Raw genomic sequence first — 23,831 nt, forward strand, 5'->3', positions numbered from 1 at the left:
TCGCCTTTCGCAGGTGCGCTTTCGGTTCGTGCAACGGTGGAATCGCCAGTCCCGGTTGGGGCCCGGCGGCGGAAAAAGCCACCGCCGCCGGCGATCACAACGGGTGCGGGCTCAGGCCGCCGACGCAGACTTGGGCTGCAACTGCTGCTGCATCTGCTGCATGAACTGGCGCATGGCGGTCACGTGGCCGGGGCTGCGCTTCTCCGCCCAGGCCTCGTAGCGCTGGGCGGCCTTTTCCAGGTGGGCGAAAAGCGGCTTGTAGGTCCACTTCTCGCGCGCCTCCGGGACGATGGGTTTGAGCTTTTCCCAGACGCCGAAGAACTCGCCGCTGGTCTCAAAGAAGAGGTCTTCGTGAAGAAGGCCGTAGTTGAGCAGGGCGCAGGCCTGTTCCCAGTAGCCGACAACCATGCCAAAGAACGCACCGGCTTCGGTGCCGGGCGCGGCGAGACGCATGGCTTCGTCGAAGCTCTTCGGGTGGAAATCCCGGTGAAACCAGTCGCGGGCCTGGCGGAGCCGGGCCTCGCGGCGCAGATCGTAGACCTGCAGGTGGAGTTGGGCTTGCTCGTGGGTCGGTTTGCTTTCCATGATTCCTCGCTCTCCTTGTTGGTTACTTCCTGGAATGAACTGCGTTGGGTTGGGAGTGGCGGAGTGACGAAGTGAGTGGCGAATCGAAATTCAGAGCGGGGTCGCCGACCCGCGGCAACAGCGGAGTGGGATCGCGCTCCTGCCAGCGACGCCGGACCTCGGCCAAGACCGCCGGACGATTCTGCTCCATCCTTTCGATGAGGGCACAGGCCGCGCCGGTTTCCTCGTGGCGGGCAGCCCAGATGAGCAGCTCCAGAAGCACGGGCGCGAGGTCGATGCCCTTCTCCGTCAGGCGGTAGTTCACGCGGCGGGCGTCGCTCTCCTCGGGCTCGGCGGTGATGATGCCCGCGGCTTCCAGCCTCCGCAGCCGGTCGGCGAGGATATTGGTGGCGATGCCCTCGCCTGCCTGCTGGAACTGCTTGAAGGTGCGGTAGCCGCGAACCATGAGATCGCGAATGATGAGCAGCGACCAGCGATCTCCGAAGCGCTCGAGCGAGACGCTTACCGGGCACCCGGAGCGGCGTTCGGATCTGGGCTTTCTGGGCACGGGATGGACAGTATCATATTTACTTGCATATTGCAAGTGATATTCGTGAAGGGCGGGAGGAGGTTGGCGCGATGGATGAGCCATGAGCAATCGGCGAGGGATAAACATCGGGCCACGGCTGGGTGGTGACGGCGTTGCCGAGTGGTTACTCGGGCATTACCAAAGAAACCTTTACATCGGCGAGGGAGAAACCTAGACTGGGCGGTAGTTTGCGAGGCTGGGGTCGACCTGGCCGCCCACAGAGACCTCGAAAGCAAGCCAGGCAAGCATCACAATCAGGGGATGAACCGGTAACGGGGTGACCGGTGGTCAAGTGCTGCTTCATTGACGAGCGGGAAGACTTCTTCCAGCTATTGGGGGAGAAGCTCGGGGAGGAATTCGAGATGCGGTCTGCGGCGGCGGACGATCGCGAGCTCCTGACCGAGTGCGACGTGGTGCTGGTGGGGCTGCCGCCGGCGGAGGATCCGCGCTTCGCGAAGTGTCTGGAATCGCTGCAGAAGATCATCCGCAACCCGGACGCGGCGCCGGTGGTGGCCTTTGTGGCCGGACCGGACCGGGCCGTGATGCGCCAGGCGATGTCGGCGGGCGCGTACGACTGCTTCATGGAGACCGGCTCGATGGAGGAGCTGCGCATCGTCCTGCGGCGGGCCGCGCGCTTCCGCGACCTGAACCGCGAGGTCGAACGGTTGCGGGCGCAGGGTCCGCAACTGAAGGATTTTCCCGCGGTGCTGGGCGTGGACGGCAAGATCCGCGCGGTGTTCCAACTGGCGCAGCGCGTAGCGCAAACCGACGCCACCGTGCTGGTGACGGGCGAGAGCGGGACGGGCAAGGAGTTGCTGGCGCGGGCCATCCATCAGGCGAGCCCGCGGGCGAAAGAGCCGTTTGTGGCGGTGGCGTGCTCGTCGCTGCCGGAGACGCTGATCGAATCGGAGCTGTTCGGGCACGAGAAGGGAGCGTTCACGGGCGCCAACGCGGTGCGCCGCGGACGCTTCGAAGCGGCGGGACAAGGGACCATCTTCCTGGATGAGATCGGCGATCTTTCGCCGGCCATGCAGGTGAAGCTGCTGCGGGTGCTGCAGGAAAGGACGTTCGAGCGCCTGGGCAGCAACAAGCCGGTGGCCATGGAGGCGCGGGTCATCTGCGCCACCAACCGCAATCTGAAGCAACTGGTGGAACAGGGCAGCTTCCGGCTGGACCTCTATTACCGGCTGAACACGGTGGAGCTGGAACTGCCTCCGCTGCGGGAGCGGCGGGACGACATCACTCTGCTGGCGCACGCCTTTCTGCAGAACTTCGCGGAGCGGCACCAGAAACCGGCGCGGCGCATCTCGCCGGCGGCGATGTGCGCGCTGCAGGAGTACGACTGGCCGGGCAACGTGCGCGAACTGCAGAACGTATTGGAGCGCGCGGTGGTGATCTGCGAGGGGCCGGACATCCGCATCAACCATCTGCCTTCGCAGTTCGCGGGCTGGGAAGAAGAAACGGCGCCGACGTCGTTCGAAGAGGAAGTCCGCAACTTCAAGCGCCGCCTGATCCAGCGCACCCTGCAGGAGTACGGGAACAACAAGCTGCAGGCGGCCCGGTCGCTGAAGATCGCGCGGTCGTCGCTCCATCGGCTGATCGACGAGCTGGATATCCCTCCGAGAGTGCAGTGAGGAACCCACGATGAATACCCGGCACTGGACGGACTGGGTAGGATTTGCCGTCTTTCTTGCCTGCGGCATCCGAGTCATGGTGCAGGTGCCCGAGTTCGGCATTTTCCTGCTGCCGGCCCTGCTGCACCAGTTCGGCGTCTCCCTGTCCTTTCTGCTGCGGCGCCCGGTGCGCGCGGAAGCCCGAGGATGGCTGCCGCCGCTCTCTGCGTACGCCAGCATCCTCATGCTTCCAATCTTCGGCCTGGCCGCGGCGCGCTGGTACCCGGAATGGCTGGCGCGAACGCCCTCGTCGACACAGGCTTCCGTGGCGGGCCTCTTGCTGCTCGGCGGCAGCACCTTCCAGGTGTGGTGCATCTGGCACATGCGGCGCGCGTTCAGCATCGTGCCGCAGGCGAGGATGCTGGTCACCAATGGTCCGTACCGTTACGTACGCCATCCCATCTACGCCATGATCGTGGTGCAGAACCTGGCCGGATTCCTCTTCCAGCCCACGGGCGCCGTGTTAATCGCCCACCTGGCGTGGCTGGCCATCACGGTGGTACGAGTGAATTACGAAGAACAGGTGATGCGAAAGGCGTTCCCGGAGTATGAGGAGTATGCCCGTCGCGTTGGGGCGTTCCTGCCCAGGCCGCCGCGCCAGGAATCGCCGGCGAGCATGCCCCTGGGCGCGCCTGCTGATTCGTAGAAATTGAAGAGGTAGCCCCCGGGGGTCCGGGGACCTCAAGACCTTTGACTTCGCTCAGGATTTTGCCCGCGCGGCTGGAGAAGACGCTGGGCGTCTACAATCGGGTCCGTTTTCACACCCGCAGGTAATCCGTTATAAGCGACACCACACACGCGTGCGCGCGCTACAATCGGGCGCAGATGAGTGCCACTGAAGCGGCGGTGCCGACTGAGCCGGGCGCGCAGGTTCTTTTTTCCTCTCCCGTTTCCTCTTCCCGACTTTCCACGCGGCGCGTGTTCCACTGGGTGGTGCTGGTGTCGCTGCTGGGAGTTACGGCACGACCCATCCTGGTGCCGGATTTCTGGTGGCATCTGCGCACGGGACAGTGGATGGTGGAGACGCGCAGCATCCCGCACACCGATCCTTTTTCCTACACCGCCGCCGGCAAGCCGTGGGTGACGCATGAGTGGCTATCGGAAGTGCTGATCTGGGCCCTGTACCGGGTGGCCGACTGGGGCGGCCTGATCCTGTTCTTCAGTCTGGTGATTGCGGCAGCGTGGTGGATCGTGGACCGGCGGCTGGAGGGCCAGCCGTTCGTGGCCGGATTCGCGCTGCTGCTGGGCGCCTTCTCGACCGCGCCGGTGTGGGGCGTGCAGCCGCAGATGTTCACCATGCTGCTGGCCAGCATCTTCCTGTGGCTGGCCGACGCGTACGCGCGCGACGGCCAGGCGAAGCGACTGGTGTGGATGCCGCCGCTGATGGTGCTGTGGGTGAATCTGCACGGCGGATTCCTGGCGGGTCCGGCGCTGGTCGGAGTTTTGGCAGCGGGACTGGTCCTGGATGAACTAGTGGAGGGCCGGGGATGGAGGGCGGCGTTCAAGCGCGCATTTCCACTGGCCGCGGCAGCGGCAGCGTGCCTGGCGGTGATTCCGCTGAATCCCAACGGCGCACGGCTGTACGCGTATCCGTTCGAGACGCTGCAATCGGAGGCGATGGCGGAAAACCTTCGCGACTGGCTCTCGCCGGACTTCCACAAAGCCAGCATGCTGCCGTTTGCAGTGCTGATTTTCGCCACTGCGGGGGCGATGGCGATCTCGCCGCGGCGGGCACGGGTGAGCGATGCGCTGTTGCTGGCGGTGACCGGGTGGCTGGCGCTGCGTTCCGGCCGGCACATCCCGCTCTTCGCATTGGTGGCCACGCCGCTGCTGGCGGCGCACGCCTGGGACTGGGTGCGCCGGCAGAGCTGGGGAAGTTGGATGGCGCAGCCGGAAACTCCCCTGACGCCGACCAAGAGAACAACGAACGCCGTGGTGCTGGGCGTGCTGGTCGCGGCCTGTGGGTTTTATTTCGCCGATGTGATTGCCAGCCAGCCGCAAGCGGAGTCGGAGATATTTCCGCGGCGCGCCGTGGAGTTTCTGAAACACGAAAAGCCTCCGGCGCCGGTGTATCACCGCTATGACTGGGGTGGCTACCTGATCTGGCACCTGTATCCGCAATATCGCAGCTACATCGATGGCCGGGCCGACCTCTACGGCGATGCGTTCATGATGGAATATTTCCGCACGTATCGGGGACGGCCGGGGTGGCCGGAAACGCTGGAGCGCTTCGGGGTACGCACGGTGATGGTGGAACCGCACATGCCTATCGCCAGTCTGCTGCGGCAGGACCCGGGCTGGGCGAACGTGTACGAGGACGACCAAGCGGTGGTGTTCGTGAAAAAACAGTAGCCAGGTGCCAGTGGTGAGTGGCTATAGGAAGCCTCCCCATCCGCTTTCCGCTTTCCGCTTTCCGCTGCACGCCCCGCTTTCCCGGGTCACACCGAGACGCTACCCCCACTATCAGGCCGGGGGAACCTCCACTGTCGCCCGGGTAGAGCAGCCACGTTGGTGGGGTGTCTCAGAAATCGGACAGTGGGGTGGGTTACCAGCCAGATTACCCGCGTAATACATAGAAAATAAACCAAATAAAGGTTCGTTCCAAGGGCTGGATTTGCCCCAAAAATGCAATCTACGGAGGCCGAAATCGAGCGCTGGGGGCGTTTTCGCTCACCGGGGTTCGGGAGGAGACAAACAAACATGAAGGACGTTCTTCGCAGGATGTGGCGGGATGACGAGGGCCAGGACGTGGCGGAATACGCGCTGATGCTGGCGGTCATCCTGGTGGTCGTGATCGGGGCGGTGCGCCTGATCGGCACCAACGCGAGCAACATTTTCAACGCTGCGTCGGGCCAGCTGACCACCCCGTAGGCGAGGCGGGGGAAGGAGGCAATTCGGGCCTGGACCCGAGCACCCCTTGCGCTTCCCCAGGCTTTCGGAGTCCTATCGCCGGGATAGGGCGGCAGTGGCAGTACCCGGCTGTCCAACCAAACCGTAGAAGCCAACCGGAGGAGATCGTGACAGAACTCGTCTGGAAGATGTGGAAGGATGACAAGGGCGAGGACGTCGCCGAGTACGCGCTGATGCTGGCGGTGATTCTCGTCGTGGTGATCGGGGCGGTGCGCCTGATCGGCACCAATGCGAGCAACATCTTCAACGCCGCGTCGGACCAGCTGACCACCCCGTAGGAGTGCTGGATGCGAGCGGCAGGTGGGCTGACACCCCGTCCCGTCCTGCCGCTCCCGGTTTTTTGAGCCATAATAGGAACTAGCGAGAGGGGAGACGCGAGGCGCCCGTATGTCGGAATGGTTGTGGCAAGCCTTCGTGATCGCCTTCGTGGTGACCTGTGCCATCGGCGACGCGCGCTGGCGAAAGATTCCGCGCGCGTTCACCACCTGCGGCGTGGTGGCCGGCCTGGCGTTCCACTTGTGGAGCGGAGGTCTGGCGTCGGCGGCTGCGGCCGCGTTTCTGGGATTCGCCGTGGGTCTGGCGTTCTTTCAGTTGGGCGCCATCGGCGGCGGTGACGTCAAGCTGATGGCGGCCCTCGGAGCCCTGCTGGGGTTGCAACCCTGGCTGGTGGCCATGCAGATCGCCGTGTTCGTGGCGGCGCTGATGGCGGTGGCGCAGATCTTCCGGCGCGGAGCCTGGCGGCAGACGCTGGAGAACATGCGCGAGATCCTGCGGGCGCTGAAAGCGCAAGGGCTGCGCGCCCATCCCGTGCTGCATGTGAAGAACGCCGCCATGATCCGAGCCCCGTTCGGCGTGGCAGCGGCCTGCGGCACGCTGTTCGCACTGGTGGCGCGATGAGGAACCAGCGCGGTTACGAGCGCGGCGCTACGCTGGTGGAGGGCGCCATCACGATTCTTCTGTTCTTCACCCTGATTTTGGCGAATATCGAATTCGGACGGGCGTACAATCAGTACCAAGTCATGACCGACGCGGCGCGCGAGGGAGCGCGATTCTCGGTAGCGCCCTTCAGCGGCACCAATACGCTCCCGACGACGACCGCCGTGCAGGCAGAGGTCCAACGGTTTCTGGACAGCGCGGGTGTGCGGGGAGCGACAATCTCGGTGACGCAGAACGTGACCGCCACGATAAATAATGTGCCCGTGACTCATACGCAGGTAACGGTGAACGCCCCGTATACGTTCTTCTTTTTCCGCTTCGGATCGGTGGGCCTGAGCACAACCGCTACGATGCGCAACGAGACCTCCCCCTGAGGCAGGAGACGCCGGACGATGAGGTCGACCCAGTGGCAATCGAGGGAGCGGGGAACGCAGATCGTGGAGATGGCAGTGGCCCTGCCACTCTTGCTGTTTATGGCGCTGGTGGTGATCGAGGGGGCCAGCCTGGTCCGCACCCACCAGGTGCTGAATAATGCCGCCCGCGAAGGTGCGCGGTTCTCCATCATCCTGACCAACAAGGACAATCCCGCAACAGGCTTCAATGGAACCAATGCGATCAAGGACCGGGTGGTGGCCTACGCCGCGGCCAACGGAGTGACCATCACCAGAAGCAACGTCACCATCAACCAGTGCGCGTTGATCACCTCGCCGTCAGGGCTGACTTATTCGACATCGCTGGTGGTGGTGCAGCTCAACTATACGCTGCGGTATCTGCCGCGCATCCCGTTCACCAGCGCACCGACCACGGTGCCGCTCGCCGGACGGGCACAGTTCCGAAACTTCTACGGGTGCAACTGAGCTAGGAGGATCGTATGGACCGGAGACGGTTCTTAGTCGTGGGAATGATCGCGGTCGTGCTGGCGGCGCTGGTGAGTTTCGGAGCGCTGCGAGTCCTGCGCGGCGCGCAGGCCGATGCAGGCAGCACCACCAACGTGGTGGTGGCCGCCAAGGCGCTGCAGGTGGGGCAGCAGATCCAACTTTCCGATCTGCAACTGGCGCGGCTGCCTACCGCGCAACTGCCCCAGGGAGTGTTCGGCGACCTGAAGGAAGTGGCAGGCCGGGGTGTGATCGTGCCCATTTCGGAAAAGGAAGTGGTGCTGAACAGCAAGCTGGCGCCGCGCGAGGCCGGCGCCGGCCTGCCGCCGAAGATCCCGCAGGGTATGCGGGCGCTTTCCGTGCGGGTGCGGGAGGACATATCCGTGGCCGGATTCGTGCAGCCGGGCACACGGGTGGATGTGTTGCTGACGGGCATTCCGCCCGGCTCGCCTTCCGGCCAGACCGTGACCACCACCGTGCTGGAGAACGTCGAAGTGCTGACGGCCAACCAGGACCTGCAAGCCAAGGAGCCCTCCAAGAAGGACACTACCGTGGTGACCCTGCTGCTTTCACCGGAGGACGCGCAGAAGCTCACCCTGGCCAGCACCCAGGGTTCCATTCACCTGGCATTGCGGAACCCCCTGGACAGGGACGAGGTGAAACCGAAGGGAACGTACTATGGGGACTTGTACGTAGCCGCGGGCGCGCAGCCGCAACAGGCCAAGGCCGCGGTGTCCGGAGCGTCGACCCGGCGAGCCAGGCACGCGGCTGTGCCGGAACCGAGCAAGGTTTACGTAGTGGAGATGATCCGCGGGGATAAGCGTGACGAGGCAAAATTCTAGGCGCCAGAAGCCGGGGGACGGAGCGAGACGATGACACAAACCGAGAGGCGGTGGCTGTCGTTGGGGAGTCTGGTAGTGATGGCGGCGATGGCAATGGCCCCGGCAGCCTGGGCGATGCAGGCGGCGGCCGAAGCCGGAGCGATGACGCCCAAAAAGGCTCCGACCGGCCTGGGACAGGCGATTTCGGGCGCCCAACAGGGAGCCGCCGAGGCACTGGGATCGGTGACGCCCGGGGCTCCGACGGCCACGGGCGCCCCACAAGCCACTGGGCCCGCCGCGGAAGCCGGCATGCCGCAGGAGGGCTTTCCGGAAGGCTCGGTGCCGTTGCGGGTGCTGGCGGGCAAGTCCATCCTGGTCAACACCACGGACCGGCTGAAGCGCGTGGCGGTGAGTGATCCGACCGTCGCCGATGCCCTGGTCGTGACCCCGACCCAGATCCTGGTGCACGGTCGCCAGCCCGGCGAGGTCTCCCTGGTGCTGTGGGATGAGGCCGAGCGCTCCCGCAGTTTCGACCTGCGGGTGGATGTGGACGCCACCTCGGCGGCGGAGGAGATCCATCGCATCTTTCCCAGCGAGAGGATCAACGTATCGGCCTCGCGCAATGCCATCGTGCTTTCCGGGCACGTGAGCAGCGAGGAAGTGCAAAAGAACGCCGGCGCCCTGGCCGGAGCCTACTCCAAGTCCGTGGTCAACGTGCTGACCTACGGTCCCTACGAACCGCAGGAAGTGCTGTTGCAGGTGAAGTTCGCGGAAGTCAACCGCGACGCTCTGGAGCGCTACGCCGTCAACCTGTTCGCGACCAACGTCTCCGTCGTCGGCCAGACGGGTACGGGCAGCCGGCCGCCCGTCAACCTGACCGACACCGACGTCAAGGACGTGCCGGAAGGCTCCTTCAGCAGCGACCTGCAGATCGACCCGCTGAACGTGTTCCTGTTCCGCCCGGATGTGCACGTGGGCGCAGCCATCCAGGCCCTGAAGCAGAAGTCGCTGGCGCAGATCCTGGCCGAACCGAACCTGATCGCTTTGAACGGCAAGGAGGCCAGCTTCCTGGCCGGCGGCGAGTTTCCCATCCCCATCGTGCAGGGCGGAGGCAACGTAGGCAACGTCACGGTCCAGTTCAAGGAGTTCGGCGTGCGGCTGAGGTTCACGCCCTACATCATGCCCACGGGAAACATCCGCCTGAAAGTGGCGCCGGAGGTAAGCCAACTGGACTTCGCCAACGGCGTCACCATCTCCGGCTTCACCATCCCCGCCCTGGTCACGCGACGCGCGGAGACCGAGTTGGAGTTGCAGGACGGACAGAGCTTCCTGATTGCCGGCTTGATTGACAATCGCGTGGCCAACGTGGCCTCGAAGATTCCCGGGCTGGGAGACATCCCGATTATCGGGTATTTGTTCCGGCAAAAGTTCAATCAGAAGACCACCGGCGAGCTGATGGTGCTGGTGACGGCGCGCAAAGTGTCGCCCAGCGTCGATCTCCCGCCGGGACCGCAATTCCCCCAAGAATTCCTGGACAAGCAGAAATTCGACAAACCCAAACCCACGGGAGGGGGCAAGTGATGCGTGGCCGAAGCAGGAATCGCGAGCGTGGCATGACCATCGTCATGCTGGCGGTGTTTCTGGTGGTGTTGTTCGCGATGGCGGCGCTGGCGGTTGACCTGGGGTTCGCCTACACGGCACGGACCAGCGCGCAGCATGCAGCGGACGCGGGCGCGCTGGCGGGCGCGTACACGTTCGCCTTTACCGGCCTGAGCCAGCCGGGCGCCGCCATTGACGCGGCGCGGGCCGCGGCCCAAGCCAATTACGTTCTGGGCGCGCCGGCGACCATCGCGGCCACCGACGTCACGGTAGACATTCCCAACCGCAGGGTGACGGTAACCGTCCCGCGCTCCGGAACGAGCGCGATCAGCACGGTCTTCGCGCGCGTGCTGGGCATCCGCTCGCTGGATGTCGTGGCCCGGGCCACGGCGGAAGCGCTGTCGGCCGGCTCGGGCTCGCGGTGCGTCAAACCGGTGTTTCTGCCCACGACCATCCTCAGCCCCAACAATCCGGTTACGGCCTGTAACAACGGCGAGAGGATTTTCGACTCGAACGGGAACATCACGAGCTTTGCCCAGAGCCAATTGGGAACCTGCCACGAGATCCGTCCGACGGACCCGAACGACGAGGCCCTGCAGAACCCCTTGGCGCCCGGGCAGTTCTATTCACTGGATTTCGGGGCCGGCGCCGATGCCTACCGCTGCACCTGGGCAGGATGCCTGAACCAGTGTCCCAGTGCGGACGAGGACATCATCGAGTGCGGGAACGATTATCCCCTCAAGACCGGCGACATGGTGGGACCGGTGCAGCAAGGCGTGACCGACCTTATCGGCGATCCCGCGGATACCTGGTGGAGTAGCTGGTCGCCGACGAACCAGCAGTATGTGAACGAGCCGTCAAAGACGCTGGTGGTCGACACCCCTTCGCTGGTGCTGGCTCCCGTCTATGACAACTGCGCGCAGGTCATCAACTCCGGAACCGCTGGGCAAAGGGTAGTCGTGATCGGTTTCGTGACCATCTTTGTAGACGGCCTGGGACCCCGAATCGGCTGTCCCGGAGGCGGGGGCCGGGGCGGCGGTATCAACCCGAATGAGAGGGTGGCTGCACACCTGGTCGGGATCACCACCTGCGCCGGCGTAGGCGGCGGGGGGGCCGGGGCGGGAGGCAGCGTCTCAGGGCCGGGCGGTTATCCCATCCGGCTGATCCAGACGCCTACCACCTGATCGGCACCGAGAGCGGCGATGGCAGTATAGGGAGAATAGGGACCGAGCATGCCTGCGTTAGCTGTAGTCATTCTGGCGCTGGACGAGGAACAGCGGACCATCCTGAAGATGCTGGTGGATGGCACCGCTATCGCCCGCACCACCCATGCTGTGCCCGGCTACCCGGTAGGGGCCACCGACCCCATCATCCGGCGTATTCACGAGGCCCGCCCGGATGTGCTGCTGGTGGACATCCCCTCGCATGACCCTACGCCCGGCCTGCGAGCCATCGAGCTGCTGCATGCGGAATTGCCGGCTGCGGCGGTGTTCGCCGTAGGGGAAATGGCCCAGCCGCAGGTGATCGTGGCCGCCATGCGGGGCGGAGCGTCGGAGTTTCTGGAGCGCCCGGTGGGCACCAACCACCTGCTGGAGGCGCTGGCGCGGCTGACCTCGGCGCAACGCAAGACGCGCACCAACGGCGTGCGCGGCCGCGTGTTCACGGTGGTGAACGCCAAGGGCGGCAGCGGCGCGACCACCATCGCGGTGCAGACGGCGACGGCCCTGCAAGGCATGCAGGGGGGAGTGGCGCTGGTGGATCTGGCTCCGCTGGGCCATGTGGCCCTGCATCTGAACGTGAAGCCGCAGTTCACGGTGGTGGACGCCATCCGCAACCTGCACCGCCTGGACGGAGCCCTGCTGGAAGGCTTCATGACGCGCGACGAGCGCGGCATCCATCTGCTGGCGGGCGTACAGGAGCCGATGATGGTGGAGCCGTCGCACGCGGAATTCGCGCGCCTGTTCGACATGCTGGTGAGCCACTACCGGCACGTGGTGGTGGACGCTTCCTCGCGGCTGGACGCCATCACCCGCATGGTGAGCGACCTTTCCGACACCGTGCTGCTGGTGGCGCATGCCGACGTGGCTTCGCTGTGGAGCGCCAACAAGGTGCAGAACTTCCTGAACGACGGGAGCGGCCGCGAGCGGCTCCGCCTGGTGCTGAACCGCTACCGCAAGATCTCCGGCTTCACCGACGCCGACGCCGAAGCGGCCACGCACACCAAGCTGCTGTGGAAGATCCCCAACAACTACGCGGCCATCTCCAACGCCATCGACCGGGGAGTTCCGGTGATGCAGACAAACCATTCGGAAGTCTCGCGCGCGTTCCAGGGTTTGGCGACGGCGCTGACTCAGGGAGCAACCGCCAAACCCAAGAGCTGGACCCCATTCCGTTGATTTGAGGAGAGAGATCGTTGGAACTGCAAACCTTCTTCGAGCGAACCGAGTACCAGCAGGTCAAATCGACGCTGCACCGCAAGATATTGGAGCGCCTGAACCTGGAGAAGCTGGGCAAGACACCCAGCGAGACCGCCAAGGAAGAGGTGCTGGCGGTCATCCGCGATTCGGTAAGTTCGGAAGCGGTGCCGCTGAGCTTTGCCGAGCGCGAGCGTTTGGCCCGGGAGATCCTGGACGAGATCTTCGGGCTGGGGCCGCTGGAACCGCTGCTGAAGGACCCATCCATCAGCGACATCCTGGTGAATGGACACGCCAACGTGTACATCGAGCGCGCCGGCAAACTGGAGCGCACCAACCTGAGCTTCAAGGACGACGCCCACCTGATGCAGATCATCGACCGCATCGTGTCGCGGGTGGGGCGGCGCATCGATGAATCCTCCCCGCTGGTCGACGCGCGTCTGATGGACGGTTCGCGCGTGAACGCCATCATCCCGCCGCTGGCGATTGACGGACCCTCGCTCTCCATCCGCCGCTTCGGGCGCGACCCCCTCACGGACAAGGATCTGGTGGCCAATAAGTCCATCACCGAGCCCATGCTGGAACTGTGCAAGGCCATGGTGAAAGGCAAGCTGAACATCCTGATCTCGGGCGGAACCGGCGCGGGCAAGACCACCCTGCTCAACGTGATGTCGGGCTACATCCCCTCGAGCGAGCGCATTGTGACCATCGAGGACGCGGCCGAGCTGCAGCTCAAACAGGAGCACGTGGTACGACTGGAGACGCGGCCCCCCAACATCGAAGGCAAGGGCGCGGTGCGCCAGCGGCAACTGGTGATCAACGCGCTGCGTATGCGCCCCGACCGCATCGTCGTGGGCGAGGTGCGCGGGGACGAGGCCTTCGACATGCTGCAGGCCATGAACACCGGCCACGAGGGCTCGCTGACCACGGTCCACGCCAACACTCCGCGCGACGCGCTCTCCCGCGTGGAGAACATGGTCTCCATGGCCAATCTGAATATTCCCGACCGCTCCATCCGGCAGCAGATCGCCTCCGCGCTGCACGCCATCGTGCAGGTGCAGCGCCTGACCGACGGCACGCGCAAGGTCATCAGCATCGCCGAAATCACCGGTATGGAGGGCGACGTCGTCACCATGCAGGAGATTTTCACCTTCGAACGGCGGGGTCTGGATGAGCGTGGCAAGGTGCGCGGCGCATTCAAGGCCACCGGCATCCGGCCCAAGTTCACCGACCGTCTGACCGCGGCCGGGTACCGGCTGCCCTCCTCGCTGTTCGAGACGGAAGTGGTGGTATAGGAGCGTTTCGGGGGAAAGGAAGCATCATGGTCTACCTCGTCGTCCTCGGCTTGTTCATCCTGGTGGTGATTCTCGTCTTCACCGTGGCCGGGGTCTTCGAAGAACGGGACGTGCGAGCGCGCTCCATGCGCGAGCGGTTGCTCTCGCTGGAACGGGCGCAGGAGCGCGGCCCCTCGGAAGAGCTGGCCCTGTTGCGGGAAGAGATCCTGAGTGAGATTCCGGCCCTGAACCGGGTGCTGCAGCAGTCTCCCCGCATCAGGCAGTTGCAGCGCTTCCTGGATCAGGCGGATACGGGCACGCGGGCGGGCAAGTTCCTGATGATCTCGCTGGCGCTGGCGATGATCTTCGGGGCGCTGGCCATGGAATGGTCGAATATCCCCACTCTGGGCCTGGCTATGGCCCTGCTGGGTGGCCTGATGCCCTACTTCTATTACGCCTACCGGCGGGCCCGGCGCTTTCAGAAGTTCGAGGAGATGTTTCCGGAAGCCATCGAGCTGCTGTCGCGGGCCACGCGCGCCGGCCACGCGTTCACCACGGCCATCGAGTTGATCGGCAATGAGCTGGGCGAGCCGGTAGCAGGAGAGTTCCGCAAACTGTTCGAGGAGCAGAAATACGGATTGCCGGTGCGCGATGCGCTGCTCAACCTGGGCGAGCGTGTCCCGCTGGTGGACGTGAAGTTCTTCATCACCACCGTAATGCTGCAACGCGAGACGGGCGGGAACCTGGCCGAGATCCTGGACAAGCTCTCGTACCTGATCCGCGAGCGCTTCAAGATCCTGCGGCAGGTCCGGGTTTACACCGCGCAGGGCCGGCTGACGCTGCTGATCCTGATGCTGCTGCCCCCGGGCGTGGTGCTCATGTTCGCCTGGATGGACTACAAGTTCATCGAGCCGCTGTGGACGGATCCCATCGGGCATGCGCTGATCGCGGCGGGCGTCGTGATGCAAACCATAGGCTTCTTTCTGATCCGCAAGATCATCCGTATCCGGGTTTGACCATATGGCACTGACCAACATTCTGATTGCAGCCGCGATGTTCGTGACGCTGGCGGCAGCGTTCTTCTTCCTGATGGCCGCCGCTGTTTCCCCGGCGTCGCTGCTGGGAGCGCGCTTGCGCGCCCTCACCGGCGTACGGATCGAGGAAAAGAAGCCGAAGATGCAAGAGCGCCTGGAACAGGCGCTCACTCCGCTGGCCAAGGCGCTGCCTGCTTCCCCGGCAGAACTTTCGCGGATGCGTCTCATGCTGGTGCAGGCCGGGTTCCGCGAGCCCCGGCACGCCACCATCTTCTTCGGCTCGCGCGTGGCCCTCTTGGCGGCGGCGGTGATTTTCGTGCTGAGCACGAACCTGTTCGCGCGCGACGCCATGTTTGCGGTGGGCATCGTCGGGCTGGCCTATACCTTGCCGACCATCTGGCTGCGACAGAAGGTGAAGGCTCGCCAGTTGGCCATTCGGCTTGGACTCCCGGACGCGCTGGATCTGGCCGTGATCTGCGTGGAAGCGGGCCTGGGCCTGGACCAGGCGGTGCAGCGTGTGGGCGACGAAATGCGCCATGTCCACAAGGACCTGTCCGATGAGTTCGGATTGGTGAACCTGGAGATGCGCGCCGGCAAGCCGCGGGCGGAAGCCCTGCGCAACCTGGCGGTCCGCACGGGCGTGGACGACATGCGGGCGCTGGTGGCGGTGCTCATCCAGACCGACCGCTTCGGTACCAGCATTGCCACAGCGCTGCGCGTGCACTCCGACGCCCTGCGCACCGAGCGCCGGCAGCGGGCCGAGGAAGCCGCGGCCAAAACGACCATCAAGATGGTGCCGGTGCTGGTGTTCTTCGTTTTTCCGTCCATGTTCTTCGTCAGCCTGGGACCGGCGGCCATCCAGCTGATGCGGAACCTGCTGCCGGCGTTGAAGTAGGGAGAAACATGGAATACGCGATCCTGGCCGTGGTGCTCCTGCTGGGGCTGGTGGTTTACAACCGCAAGGGGAAACGGGTGTGATTGAATGGCCGCAGGGTCCAACGCGAACTCCAAGCGCCGCGGCTACGCCTACAACCGCACCCGACAGGCCTTCCTGGCCAGTGAGCTGCGCGTCGCCGATACTCATGCCGGGCGTCTGCGCGGCCTGATGGGCCGCAGCAAGGAAAGCTTCCCGCCCGGATCGGGCCTGTGGATCATTCCCTGCCATGGCGTGCACACGCTGGCGATGCGCTTTCCCATCGACGTGGTGTACGTGGACGCCAACCAGGTAGTCGTGGGCCTGGAAGAGAACGTGCGCCCGTGGCGCATGACGCCAATGGTCATGGAAGCGGCCACGGTGCTGGAACTGCCGCCTCATACCATCTTTAACACCGGCACCAGCGTCGGCGATCAACTGGAGATAGTCCGGGAACGGAACCACCAGCCCGCCCCATGAGCGACAAGCCCAAGCTGCTGGTGGACTGGGAGCCGCGCTGGCGCAACTTCACCACATCTCTCCGCCCCGCCCTGCAACGCGAAGCGCCCTTGCCGGTGAACTACTTTCGCCGCAATGGCGGCGCACCCGCCCTGTTGGTGGAGTGGGACCGGCCACTGGCCGGGTTCTCGGCACTTGGGATCGCCCTGGGTCGCGATCCGGCGCTTCCCGCCTACTATTTCGAGGACTTCCAACCGGCCCTGCTGGTGGAGTGGGAAGAGGGCTGGGGGAACTTCTTCTCCTGCGTCGCGCCGGCGCTGAAGCTTTCCGCCCCGCGCCTGGCCAACGAATGCGATCACCTCCCGCTGACGCCACGCGGGCTGGTGGGGGCCCTGGCCGTACTGGCTGCGTCGCTGGCGTTCGCCACGCTGCTGGCCTGGCGCATGGCTCCGGCTCCGCAACGGCAACACATCGCTTTACTTCCGCTGGAACCGCTCATCTATGCGCCTCCCGTCGTGGCGCAGCCACGCGCCCGCGCGCTGACGCCGCGGGAACTGGCACGGGCGCGAGAGCGCCAAGCTCGGCAGCCGACGCCGAATTCACGCGAAGCGAGCAAGCCCGAACCGAACAAGCCGGAAGAGCCGCCGCAGGTGCAAGTGGTTCTGCAGCCTTCGCCCAACCTTCCGCGCATGGAAGATGTGGGCGGCGCGGAAGCCGGCCGGTCGGGCCGTTCCGGAGGACGCGAAGCCTTCCACCCCACGCAGGTCATTCGCATCTCCCGCGGGCCGCGGCTGGTGGAGCGCGTAGCCGACGCCCCCAAGCTGAACCTCCCCAAACGCAACGACGCCGTGGCCAACCTGGTCGCGGTGGCTGCGGCGCCTCCACCGCCGCTTCCCATGGCTGCGGTAGCTCGCGGCACACGGCTGGGAATCTCCATGCCGGAGCCCAGGGTGGTCGCTCCGGCGCCGAACCCGCGGCGCTCCGTTGCCTCCCTCAACGTGCCCCAGACGCCCACGGTCGTCGTGCCGCCTCCACCCGACATTCGCGTTCCCCCGGGCACGGTGACCGACCCCAAGCTGGCCGTGCCCTTGCCCACCTTGGCGGCGCCTTCGCTGGGGCAGCGGAGCCTGCGAGAAATCGCCACCGGCACGACCGGAACCGGCATCATCCCTGAAGTCGCCTCCGCGGGATCGCCCCAGGGCACGGGCAACGCTGCTTCCGAACCCGACGTGGCTTCCGACGATCCCAACGGACGCCCCGAAGGGCAGGTGGCCGCAGCGCACGGCGCGGGCACCGATCCCGAGGGCTCGCCCGACGGCACGGCTGAGGCCAGCGGCCTCGTGATCTCCACCAGCCCCGGCGATGCCGTCGGCGTTCCCGGAGAAAGCGTGGGCACGCTGGCGATGTCGCCTGCCGGTTCAGGCACCACCGGGGCGGGTGGCTCCGGTGGCGGCACCGGAATCGGTGTTGGAACCGGATCAGGGAGCGGGGCGCACGGCACCGGACCGGGCGCAGCCGGATCGGGAACGGGATTTGGCGCGGACGCCGGCGCACACGGCGGCATTTCTCCCGGGCCAGGACCGGGCGGAACGGGCAGCGGCACCAGCCGCAGCGGGCTGGCCGGGGTCACCATCCGCGGCGGAGTCGTCAACCTGCCGAGCTTCGCCACGGCCGGAGCTCCGGCGCCGCCGGGCCGTACGCCGACCGAAGGGCGGCGCGTACCCACCATCACGGTGATTGCGACGCCGCGCTCCGGTGGCGCTCTCCCGACGTACGGGCTGCTGAAAGGCCCTCGCGTGTACACCATCTACATTCAGACCCGCCTGGGCACGGGCGTGCTTCAGTACTCCGAGCGGCCCAAGGACATCCGCGGCTTTCAAAGCGACCTCACCGCACCCGAGCCGCTGCGCGCCGACTTCCCTCCCGGCACCCCTATGGCGCGCGTGATCGTCGCCTGCGTGCTCGACCGTTCCGGCTTCCTCAAGGACCTGCGCGTGGTCAGCGCCGCTTCCCAGGAGGTCGCAGGCAAAGTGATGGAGGCGCTCAAGGACTGGCGCTTTCGCCCCGTCCTGCGCGGCAACGAAGTCATCGAGGTGGACGCGCTGCTGGGCTTTTCGGTGGGAACGCAGTAGCGATACTGCGATTAGCGGCTCCGCAGCATCTCCTTCATGAAGCTCGTGAGCGCCGGCTCTGCCAGGAAGAGCGCAAGAGCTGGAGGGCGTCCAGGATAGCGACGCGTGCGCCCAGCTTGCTCTTGCCGGCGCCGCGGGGCGCGAACACGAACGGTACTTCTTCCAGGCGCCGCACGCGGCCGCGGATCATCACTTCCAGCAGGATCTTGAAGCCGAGCGGCTTCAGCTCCACACCTTCGATCACTTCACGGCGGAGGGCGAAACAGCCGGAGAGCGGATCGCGCACCTGGCGGACGCCGGCGGGCAGCGCCAGGCGCACCAGGAAGGTGGCGAACTTCGACCCCAATCGGCGCACGATATTCCAGCGCGGGATGTCGCCGCCCGCGGTGTAGCGGCTGGCTACGGCCAGATCGGCGCCGCGCTCCAGAGCCTCGAGCAGGCGCGGAATCACGTCCGGCGGGTGCTGGCCGTCGGCGTCCATGGCCGCCAACACGGGAGCGCTTGAAGTCTTCCAACCGGCCACCACCGCCGTCGCCAGGCCCCGCTCGCCCTGGCGGCGTACGGAACGGACCCGGCCGCCTGAAGCGGCGGCCAGGGTGTCGGCGATCGAGCCCGTGCCATCGGGACTGTCGTCGTCCACGATCACGATCTCATGCTCCACGAGCCCGGCGGCGCTGAAGACCTCCTGCAGCGTTCGCACGACACGCTCGATGTTCGCCGCCTCGTTATATGTGGGCAGTACGACGGCGAAGCGTGGCGGGCGGGCTTCTCGCATCATCCCTTCACGATTCCGCGACCGCAACCGCGGACTCGGGCTCCGGCGCCGCGACCCGCCGCGGCCGGAGTACGGCCGAAAGCGCGTAGAAGGCGATGGCCAGCAGCATCAACCTTCTCTTAGGGCTGGAACGAACATGGCTGAAATCCTATCGACGAGGCGTCTTCTTCAAAGAGTGTGCGGGCGTCATCGACGTACGCAGTCACCCGCGGATCACCATAGGGATGCTCAGGATGGTATCGCTTGCCCGGCGCCAGAATGACCGGGTCAATCTCAACTGCATCCACGTGCGTAGCCCCGTGCCGCAGCGCTGCGGCTACATCATTCCTGCCGGAAGCCATGCGTAGTTGACCTTGAGGGGTCGAGTCCTCTTGCAAGACGAGATTGGCTCCCAACTCTAGTTCTGACGCTCCGCGCCGCGGGTTCGGGCGCAATGACTATAGCAAAATAGCCTCGCGGAAAGGAGGGCTTCGCTCAAGCCTCCCTTGTACTATCGAGTCGGTTTTCTGTATCTTTCGCTGCTCACCTAAGCGTTCTTGCTTGGGCGCTGGCGCCAAGAAGGAGTTTATTGCCCTCTCTGCTGCAAGACCCGATTGATGTGATAGCCGGGCGCGGGAGTGCAATCACCTGGCCGGGTGAACAGGCAGGAGCCGCGCCAGCACCATTGGCGCTCGAAACCTTCCGGCACTGAAGAAGCACCATCGAATGCCAACAGGTAATTGAAGTGCGGGCTCAGGCGCGCAGCGTCGCCCGGCACTTCCAACTGCAGGATGGGCACGTCGCGATGCAGATAGGCATAGCCGCCCGTCCAGTTCCAGGGCATGCCGAGCAGCCCCACGCCGCAGGTGTCTCCGGAACGGCTCATCTGCTCAAAGGCGCGCAGGTTGCCGGAGTACGCCGTCCAGTACGGTCGGAAGTTCCAGGCTAGCAGCCCTGAGCCCAGGCACCACGCGGCCAGCAATCCCGCGATCACCGCTCGCCGACGCGCCGGAAATCGTTGGGCCCACTGCGCCATGCCGAGAGCCGCCAGAGTGCAGACGAGCGGAACCATGAGATAGAGATAGCGGTACTCTTTGTGCTCCAAGAAGGAGTGTGTGACAAACAGAACGGCCACCAGCCAGAGAAGCAGTGGACTACGCGGCGCACCGAGGGCCACGAAATACACGATCAGCGGGAATCCCCAGGACCACACCCACACTAGCGAAGCAAGATACGCATACCAGGGAGACGATCCGAACTGCAGGCTTTTCGACTCTGCAAGATCAATCCAACCGAGCTTCCACAGTGATTGAAAAGGAGATCCCAAACTGAAAGCGTCTATCATTCCGAAGGCGACCACGGAAACCGCCAGACCGAGCGCCAACGGTAGCCACTTTTGGCGCAATTGTCGCCGACAGAGGTAGATGACCGCAAAACCCACCACGGGAGCATAGGGAACCCGTAGTGCCAGGGTGATGCCGAACATAATCCCCGCGGCCAACAATCGTCCACGTTCCTTTCGGTGGTCTTCTGTGGTCGCCAATAGCAAGCCGGCCAGGAACACGTGGGCAAGGATTACCTCGCTGAATGCTTTGGGTGCGAAAAAGATCAGCTCAAACCACACGGCGGAGAGGGCGGCCGCCAGTAGGCCTGTTCCCGGCGCGGAAACCCGGCGCGCCCAAACGTATGCGAAAATCACGGGCAAGAGCGAGAGTAGGCAAAGACACACGGTAATCGCTAACAGGTAACCGCTGGAACCCGGCGCCAGTCCCCCAGAAACTCGCATGATGCCTGCCAGGACCGCGGGAAGCACCCAAGAGCGCGTACCCTCTCGCCACTCCCAGGTCGTGATGCCGTATCCGTAGGCGAGCCGGTGGGCAGGTTCCAGGGTCTGGAAGATCTCGTCGGACCAGAAAAGGCTGCGGAACTCGAAGGCGGCACCGAGGCGCAGGCTAAATGCGACCGCGACGACGAATCCCAACAGAAGGACGCGCCGTCTGGAGTCTGCCGGTGCCGGCGCGGGAGCGCGGACTGGCTGGCTGGACTCCGCCGGCTGCTGGTGCACTCTTCCTCCCCGCAATGCTCACCACTGTACCGGAAAGAGAGTCAGATTCAACATGCGACGCGATTCGCACCTATCGTCATGAGGCGCCTGTGGGCTCATGACCTTTCTGATCGGCCTTTCCTGCGGTCGTCACTTCCGCAGCGATCGCTACCGCAAACAGCACCAGCAGGCAAAACAAGACCAGCGTCTTGTCCGGCCAATCCGGAATCAGATAGACAGGCGGGAGGAACAGAGCGATCGTGGTGATCTCCAGCGTGCGGCGCAGGGGCCTCGTGCTTCCTCTTGTCTGGACCAGGTGGCGCGCTACGAGCGCCAGCGGCAGCAGCAACAACACCAGATCGTGCAGATTGAGGTGATAGCTCGCAAGCAGCGTCACCACCAGCGTCAGCGCCATGAGCAAGTCGAAGGGCACGGCGCCACTGGTTTCTGCCTGCTTCCATTTCCGCACTACCCACACCAGAGATGCTAGGGAAGCGAGCCCCACTCCCGCGTCAATCCACAGCGTGGGAACGCGCCACGCCACCAGGGTCATCACCTGGCCCCGCAGATTGGGCATGTTCTCCGGACGGATCACACCGTACGCCTGCGACTGGTTCAGCTCGCGCAGAAACTGCGGATACCTCAGGGCTCCTTCCCACCCCGTTACTCCCAGCGAGACCAGGCCGAGCAGCACGCAGGCTGCCGCGAATCCAATCACGACCCGCCACCGCCGGCGAAGCAAGAACACAAGGACCACCGGAAGTACAAGTTGGAAGCGATACAGACCCAAGCCGATCAGGAACCCCGCCCAGTCCTCCCGCCCGCGACGAAGGGCAGCATACGCCAGCGTGTAGCCAATGGCGATGAAGATCGAGTCCTGTCCTTGCAGGAACATGTAAGCGGTCGGGAAAAAACTGAAACAGGCCGCGGCCACGCCCAGCGTGGGCATGCCCGGAGGCGCCGCGGAAACTCGCGTCAGGACCACCGCCAACACCCCGACCAGCAGGACATTCAGCGCTAGCCAGGTCACATAGGCGCGCCCGAAACTGAGGTAGGTGAACGGCAGGAACAGCGGCACTTCGAACGGCGGGTGGTTGAACGGTAGCGGCTCCGCGCTCGGCGAGTAGCGCCGGAAAGCTTCCCATTGCGCTGAAATGTCGTACAGAGTTTCTCCCGCCCCGTCGCGAACCATCCACGCCGCAGTGTACATGCTGCGGAAATCCACCCAGCCCAGCAGGATGTGCTGCTTGTATCCGTGAATGAACAACGCGTAGGAGATCAGTACCAGCGCCAGCGCCAGCCAGTACCAGAGGTGCGAAAGTTTCATCGCTCGCCTTCCTTCCGTACCCGGTACAGCTTGAGTTCACCGCTTTGGTAGACCAGCGTTCCAATTTCCGCCAGGTGTGCATCGAGCTCCGGCACATGGAACGCCCACACATAGTCGTAGTCGCGGCGTACCTGCTCCCAGTCCGGAGGCGCGCGATAGATCATGGGCGGATATGCACCCGCCTCAGGTACGTATCCCGCCGCGGAAATCCGCAGCGGGTGTACACCCGGATCGTGGAAAAGATAGGGGACGAGCCAGCGCTTCTCGATCACGCCATAAGCCCAGAAGTGCGAGTAATCCAGCAGCACCTGTTTTTTCTCGCCTCGCCATCCCACCAGGGGCAGCACGCGCGCGTACTCGGGCGCGGCCTCGAACGAGCGCGCCATCGACGCAAGAAACGGCTGCTCAGCCACCCAATGGCGCGCAAGGTGTGCGGTCCGCACCGCAAACAGCAGCAGGGCCAGCGGCGCCAGCCAGCGCGCGCGCCGCCCCACGCGCGCCGCCGCCAGCGCCGCCACCCAGTAGAACGGCGCCAGCCGCAGGTAGACGTAGGTGCCGGTCCACAGCCGCGTTGGAAGGAGCCAGTACAGCAGATACAACAGCAGGCAGATCTCCAGCCACGGCCCGTTCCAGCGAAACTCCGGATTTCTCCACCAGGCGAAGAAAATGGCCGCCACGATCACCGCGAAAGTGGCGTAATCGAGCGGCTGCGAGTAGGCTTCGATGGCGATCAGCGGGACCAGCGGCCTGGCGCCCAGGCTGCCGTATTGCACCGTCGAGTCCGCCGCTCCAGAGCTGCTGACCACCAGCAACAGCAGTCCCGGAAGGAACGCCGCCGCGGCTCGCGCCACGGCGCCGCGGTCGTGCCGCACCCGCAGCGTCAGCCAGGCTGCCGCCAGCACGGCCACGGCGAATCCCATCACGTGCGTGCAGTAGGCGAGCGTCGCACACAGCGCAAGCACACTCCACCGCCCCGCACTCGGGCGTTCCACGTAGCGCAGCCACACTCCCAGGGTCAGGAAGCACATCGCCAGGCTGAGTTGCAGGTTCACCAGGCCCGTAAGGAAGAAGAAGTTGTGGCACAACAGCAGCGACCACGCGGCTAACCATTCGTGCGCGGGACTGGCGGCGCGCAGGAAGAACCACACCGCCGGTGGCAGGACCAGCGCCGTCAGTGTCAGCAGCAGGCGCCCGGCCACGTCGATGCTGACCAGCTTCTGCAAGGCCACCAGCGCCAGGTCCAGCAGCAGGTACTGGCGCAGGCCCCAGTCGGCGGCGTAGTAGCGCGCCAGGCCGGGATCGTCCGGATGAGCAAGGATGAACGCCCGCGCCAGGTGATTGGAATAATCCACCAGCGGCGGATACGGCGCCATCCACACGGGCGCAGCCAGAAGGACCGCCAGCCCTGCCAGCAGGGCCACGAACGCCGCCCGTCGCGAGATGGAGCGCGAAGATTCCAGGGCGCTGATGTTATATCGCAGGACCCCGGCGCCGCGTCACTTTTCCGGCGCAA

General features: G+C 65.1%; 24 protein-coding genes. 18 read left to right on the forward strand and 6 right to left on the reverse strand.

Going from position 1 to position 23,831, the window contains the following annotated elements:
• Positions 1-111: 111 nt before the first annotated feature.
• Both VNK82_03075 and VNK82_03080 read right to left on the reverse strand, forming a co-directional pair.
• A complete protein-coding gene (locus VNK82_03075; GenBank protein ID HXE89924.1) occupies positions 112-585 on the reverse strand; it encodes a hypothetical protein in 474 nt (157 codons plus the stop codon).
• A gap of 22 nt (positions 586-607) precedes the next feature.
• Positions 608-1,132: a helix-turn-helix domain-containing protein gene (locus tag VNK82_03080; GenBank protein HXE89925.1), complete on the reverse strand. Its 525-nt coding sequence runs from the start codon at positions 1,130-1,132 to the stop codon at positions 608-610.
• Between the two features lie 305 nt (positions 1,133-1,437).
• Here VNK82_03080 and VNK82_03085 point away from each other — a divergent pair, with 305 nt between their 5' ends.
• The 17 genes from VNK82_03085 (at position 1,438) to VNK82_03165 (ending at position 18,193) form a co-directional block, all read left to right on the forward strand.
• Positions 1,438-2,787, forward strand: coding sequence for a sigma-54 dependent transcriptional regulator (locus tag VNK82_03085; protein HXE89926.1), 1,350 nt, complete (start codon positions 1,438-1,440; stop codon positions 2,785-2,787).
• A 10-nt stretch (positions 2,788-2,797) separates the two neighbouring features.
• Positions 2,798-3,472: an isoprenylcysteine carboxylmethyltransferase family protein gene (locus tag VNK82_03090; GenBank protein ID HXE89927.1), complete on the forward strand. Its 675-nt coding sequence runs from the start codon at positions 2,798-2,800 to the stop codon at positions 3,470-3,472.
• A 179-nt stretch (positions 3,473-3,651) separates the two neighbouring features.
• On the forward strand, positions 3,652-5,178 hold the full coding sequence (locus tag VNK82_03095; protein ID HXE89928.1) for a hypothetical protein: 1,527 nt from the start codon (positions 3,652-3,654) through the stop codon (positions 5,176-5,178).
• Between the two features lie 348 nt (positions 5,179-5,526).
• Positions 5,527-5,697, forward strand: coding sequence for a Flp family type IVb pilin (locus VNK82_03100; GenBank protein HXE89929.1), 171 nt, complete (start codon positions 5,527-5,529; stop codon positions 5,695-5,697).
• A 146-nt stretch (positions 5,698-5,843) separates the two neighbouring features.
• Entirely contained in the window at positions 5,844-6,014 is a 171-nt protein-coding gene (locus VNK82_03105) for a hypothetical protein (protein ID HXE89930.1), read from the forward strand.
• Positions 6,015-6,123: 109 nt separating this feature from the next.
• Positions 6,124-6,633, forward strand: a complete 510-nt coding sequence (locus VNK82_03110) for an A24 family peptidase (protein ID HXE89931.1) — start codon at positions 6,124-6,126, stop codon at positions 6,631-6,633.
• Positions 6,630-7,046 carry a TadE/TadG family type IV pilus assembly protein gene (locus tag VNK82_03115; GenBank protein ID HXE89932.1) on the forward strand — a complete coding sequence of 139 codons (417 nt, stop codon included), beginning with the start codon at positions 6,630-6,632 and terminating at the stop codon, positions 7,044-7,046. The genes VNK82_03110 and VNK82_03115 overlap by 4 nt, the downstream gene beginning before the upstream one ends.
• Before the next feature lie 18 nt (positions 7,047-7,064).
• On the forward strand, positions 7,065-7,529 hold the full coding sequence (locus tag VNK82_03120; GenBank protein ID HXE89933.1) for a TadE/TadG family type IV pilus assembly protein: 465 nt from the start codon (positions 7,065-7,067) through the stop codon (positions 7,527-7,529).
• Positions 7,530-7,543: 14 nt separating this feature from the next.
• Positions 7,544-8,389 carry a Flp pilus assembly protein CpaB gene (cpaB, locus tag VNK82_03125; protein ID HXE89934.1) on the forward strand — a complete coding sequence of 282 codons (846 nt, stop codon included), beginning with the start codon at positions 7,544-7,546 and terminating at the stop codon, positions 8,387-8,389.
• Positions 8,390-8,419: 30 nt separating this feature from the next.
• Positions 8,420-9,949, forward strand: coding sequence for a type II and III secretion system protein family protein (locus VNK82_03130; GenBank protein HXE89935.1), 1,530 nt, complete (start codon positions 8,420-8,422; stop codon positions 9,947-9,949).
• Positions 9,949-11,151, forward strand: a complete 1,203-nt coding sequence (locus VNK82_03135; protein HXE89936.1) for a Tad domain-containing protein — start codon at positions 9,949-9,951, stop codon at positions 11,149-11,151. Before VNK82_03130 ends, VNK82_03135 begins: the two co-directional genes overlap by 1 nt.
• A gap of 48 nt (positions 11,152-11,199) precedes the next feature.
• On the forward strand, positions 11,200-12,363 hold the full coding sequence (locus VNK82_03140) for an AAA family ATPase (protein ID HXE89937.1): 1,164 nt from the start codon (positions 11,200-11,202) through the stop codon (positions 12,361-12,363).
• Positions 12,364-12,380: 17 nt separating this feature from the next.
• A complete protein-coding gene (locus tag VNK82_03145) occupies positions 12,381-13,676 on the forward strand; it encodes a CpaF family protein (protein ID HXE89938.1) in 1,296 nt (431 codons plus the stop codon).
• A gap of 26 nt (positions 13,677-13,702) precedes the next feature.
• Positions 13,703-14,671 carry a type II secretion system F family protein gene (locus VNK82_03150; protein HXE89939.1) on the forward strand — a complete coding sequence of 323 codons (969 nt, stop codon included), beginning with the start codon at positions 13,703-13,705 and terminating at the stop codon, positions 14,669-14,671.
• Positions 14,672-14,675: 4 nt separating this feature from the next.
• Positions 14,676-15,584 carry a type II secretion system F family protein gene (locus VNK82_03155; GenBank protein ID HXE89940.1) on the forward strand — a complete coding sequence of 303 codons (909 nt, stop codon included), beginning with the start codon at positions 14,676-14,678 and terminating at the stop codon, positions 15,582-15,584.
• Positions 15,585-15,671: 87 nt separating this feature from the next.
• Positions 15,672-16,082: a DUF192 domain-containing protein gene (locus VNK82_03160; protein ID HXE89941.1), complete on the forward strand. Its 411-nt coding sequence runs from the start codon at positions 15,672-15,674 to the stop codon at positions 16,080-16,082.
• Positions 16,079-18,193, forward strand: coding sequence for a hypothetical protein (locus VNK82_03165; GenBank protein HXE89942.1), 2,115 nt, complete (start codon positions 16,079-16,081; stop codon positions 18,191-18,193). The genes VNK82_03160 and VNK82_03165 overlap by 4 nt, the downstream gene beginning before the upstream one ends.
• 34 nt (positions 18,194-18,227) lie before the next feature.
• On the opposite strand, the gene VNK82_03170 is transcribed toward VNK82_03165, so the two are convergent.
• A complete protein-coding gene (locus VNK82_03170) occupies positions 18,228-18,971 on the reverse strand; it encodes a polyprenol monophosphomannose synthase (GenBank protein ID HXE89943.1) in 744 nt (247 codons plus the stop codon).
• 92 nt (positions 18,972-19,063) lie between these two features.
• Between VNK82_03170 and VNK82_03175 the strand changes: the two genes are divergently transcribed.
• Positions 19,064-19,315: a hypothetical protein gene (locus VNK82_03175; GenBank protein HXE89944.1), complete on the forward strand. Its 252-nt coding sequence runs from the start codon at positions 19,064-19,066 to the stop codon at positions 19,313-19,315.
• Positions 19,316-19,533: 218 nt separating this feature from the next.
• Here VNK82_03175 and VNK82_03180 read toward each other — a convergent pair whose 3' ends face one another.
• The 3 genes from VNK82_03180 to VNK82_03190 all read right to left on the reverse strand — a co-directional run bounded on the left by VNK82_03180 (position 19,534) and on the right by VNK82_03190 (position 23,739).
• A complete protein-coding gene (locus VNK82_03180) occupies positions 19,534-20,928 on the reverse strand; it encodes a hypothetical protein (protein ID HXE89945.1) in 1,395 nt (464 codons plus the stop codon).
• A gap of 160 nt (positions 20,929-21,088) precedes the next feature.
• Positions 21,089-22,318 (reverse strand): glycosyltransferase family 87 protein, encoded by a 1,230-nt coding sequence (locus VNK82_03185; protein HXE89946.1) that lies wholly within the window; start codon positions 22,316-22,318, stop codon positions 21,089-21,091.
• On the reverse strand, positions 22,315-23,739 hold the full coding sequence (locus tag VNK82_03190) for a hypothetical protein (GenBank protein HXE89947.1): 1,425 nt from the start codon (positions 23,737-23,739) through the stop codon (positions 22,315-22,317). The genes VNK82_03185 and VNK82_03190 overlap by 4 nt, the downstream gene beginning before the upstream one ends.
• Positions 23,740-23,831 lie beyond the last annotated feature (92 nt).

The organism is Terriglobales bacterium (assembly GCA_035573675.1).
Taxonomy (GTDB): domain Bacteria; phylum Acidobacteriota; class Terriglobia; order Terriglobales; family Acidobacteriaceae; genus DATMAB01.

What these genes read in the sequence shown, in the direction of transcription:
- VNK82_03175 (HXE89944.1), top strand. Translation starts at nt 19,064, where the DNA reads ATGGCCAGCAGCATCAACCTTCTCTTAGGGCTGGAACGAACATGGCTG.
- VNK82_03150 (HXE89939.1), top strand. Translation starts at nt 13,703, where the DNA reads ATGGTCTACCTCGTCGTCCTCGGCTTGTTCATCCTGGTGGTGATTCTC.
- VNK82_03090 (HXE89927.1), top strand. Translation starts at nt 2,798, where the DNA reads ATGAATACCCGGCACTGGACGGACTGGGTAGGATTTGCCGTCTTTCTT.
- VNK82_03165 (HXE89942.1), top strand. Translation starts at nt 16,079, where the DNA reads ATGAGCGACAAGCCCAAGCTGCTGGTGGACTGGGAGCCGCGCTGGCGC.
- VNK82_03170 (HXE89943.1), bottom strand. Translation starts at nt 18,971, where the DNA reads ATGATGCGAGAAGCCCGCCCGCCACGCTTCGCCGTCGTACTGCCCACA.
- VNK82_03120 (HXE89933.1), top strand. Translation starts at nt 7,065, where the DNA reads ATGAGGTCGACCCAGTGGCAATCGAGGGAGCGGGGAACGCAGATCGTG.
- VNK82_03100 (HXE89929.1), top strand. Translation starts at nt 5,527, where the DNA reads ATGAAGGACGTTCTTCGCAGGATGTGGCGGGATGACGAGGGCCAGGAC.
- VNK82_03140 (HXE89937.1), top strand. Translation starts at nt 11,200, where the DNA reads ATGCCTGCGTTAGCTGTAGTCATTCTGGCGCTGGACGAGGAACAGCGG.
- VNK82_03130 (HXE89935.1), top strand. Translation starts at nt 8,420, where the DNA reads ATGACACAAACCGAGAGGCGGTGGCTGTCGTTGGGGAGTCTGGTAGTG.
- VNK82_03115 (HXE89932.1), top strand. Translation starts at nt 6,630, where the DNA reads ATGAGGAACCAGCGCGGTTACGAGCGCGGCGCTACGCTGGTGGAGGGC.
- VNK82_03160 (HXE89941.1), top strand. Translation starts at nt 15,672, where the DNA reads ATGGCCGCAGGGTCCAACGCGAACTCCAAGCGCCGCGGCTACGCCTAC.
- VNK82_03075 (HXE89924.1), bottom strand. Translation starts at nt 585, where the DNA reads ATGGAAAGCAAACCGACCCACGAGCAAGCCCAACTCCACCTGCAGGTC.
- cpaB (HXE89934.1), top strand. Translation starts at nt 7,544, where the DNA reads ATGGACCGGAGACGGTTCTTAGTCGTGGGAATGATCGCGGTCGTGCTG.
- VNK82_03110 (HXE89931.1), top strand. Translation starts at nt 6,124, where the DNA reads ATGTCGGAATGGTTGTGGCAAGCCTTCGTGATCGCCTTCGTGGTGACC.
- VNK82_03135 (HXE89936.1), top strand. Translation starts at nt 9,949, where the DNA reads ATGCGTGGCCGAAGCAGGAATCGCGAGCGTGGCATGACCATCGTCATG.
- VNK82_03095 (HXE89928.1), top strand. Translation starts at nt 3,652, where the DNA reads ATGAGTGCCACTGAAGCGGCGGTGCCGACTGAGCCGGGCGCGCAGGTT.
- VNK82_03155 (HXE89940.1), top strand. Translation starts at nt 14,676, where the DNA reads ATGGCACTGACCAACATTCTGATTGCAGCCGCGATGTTCGTGACGCTG.
- VNK82_03185 (HXE89946.1), bottom strand. Translation starts at nt 22,318, where the DNA reads ATGAAACTTTCGCACCTCTGGTACTGGCTGGCGCTGGCGCTGGTACTG.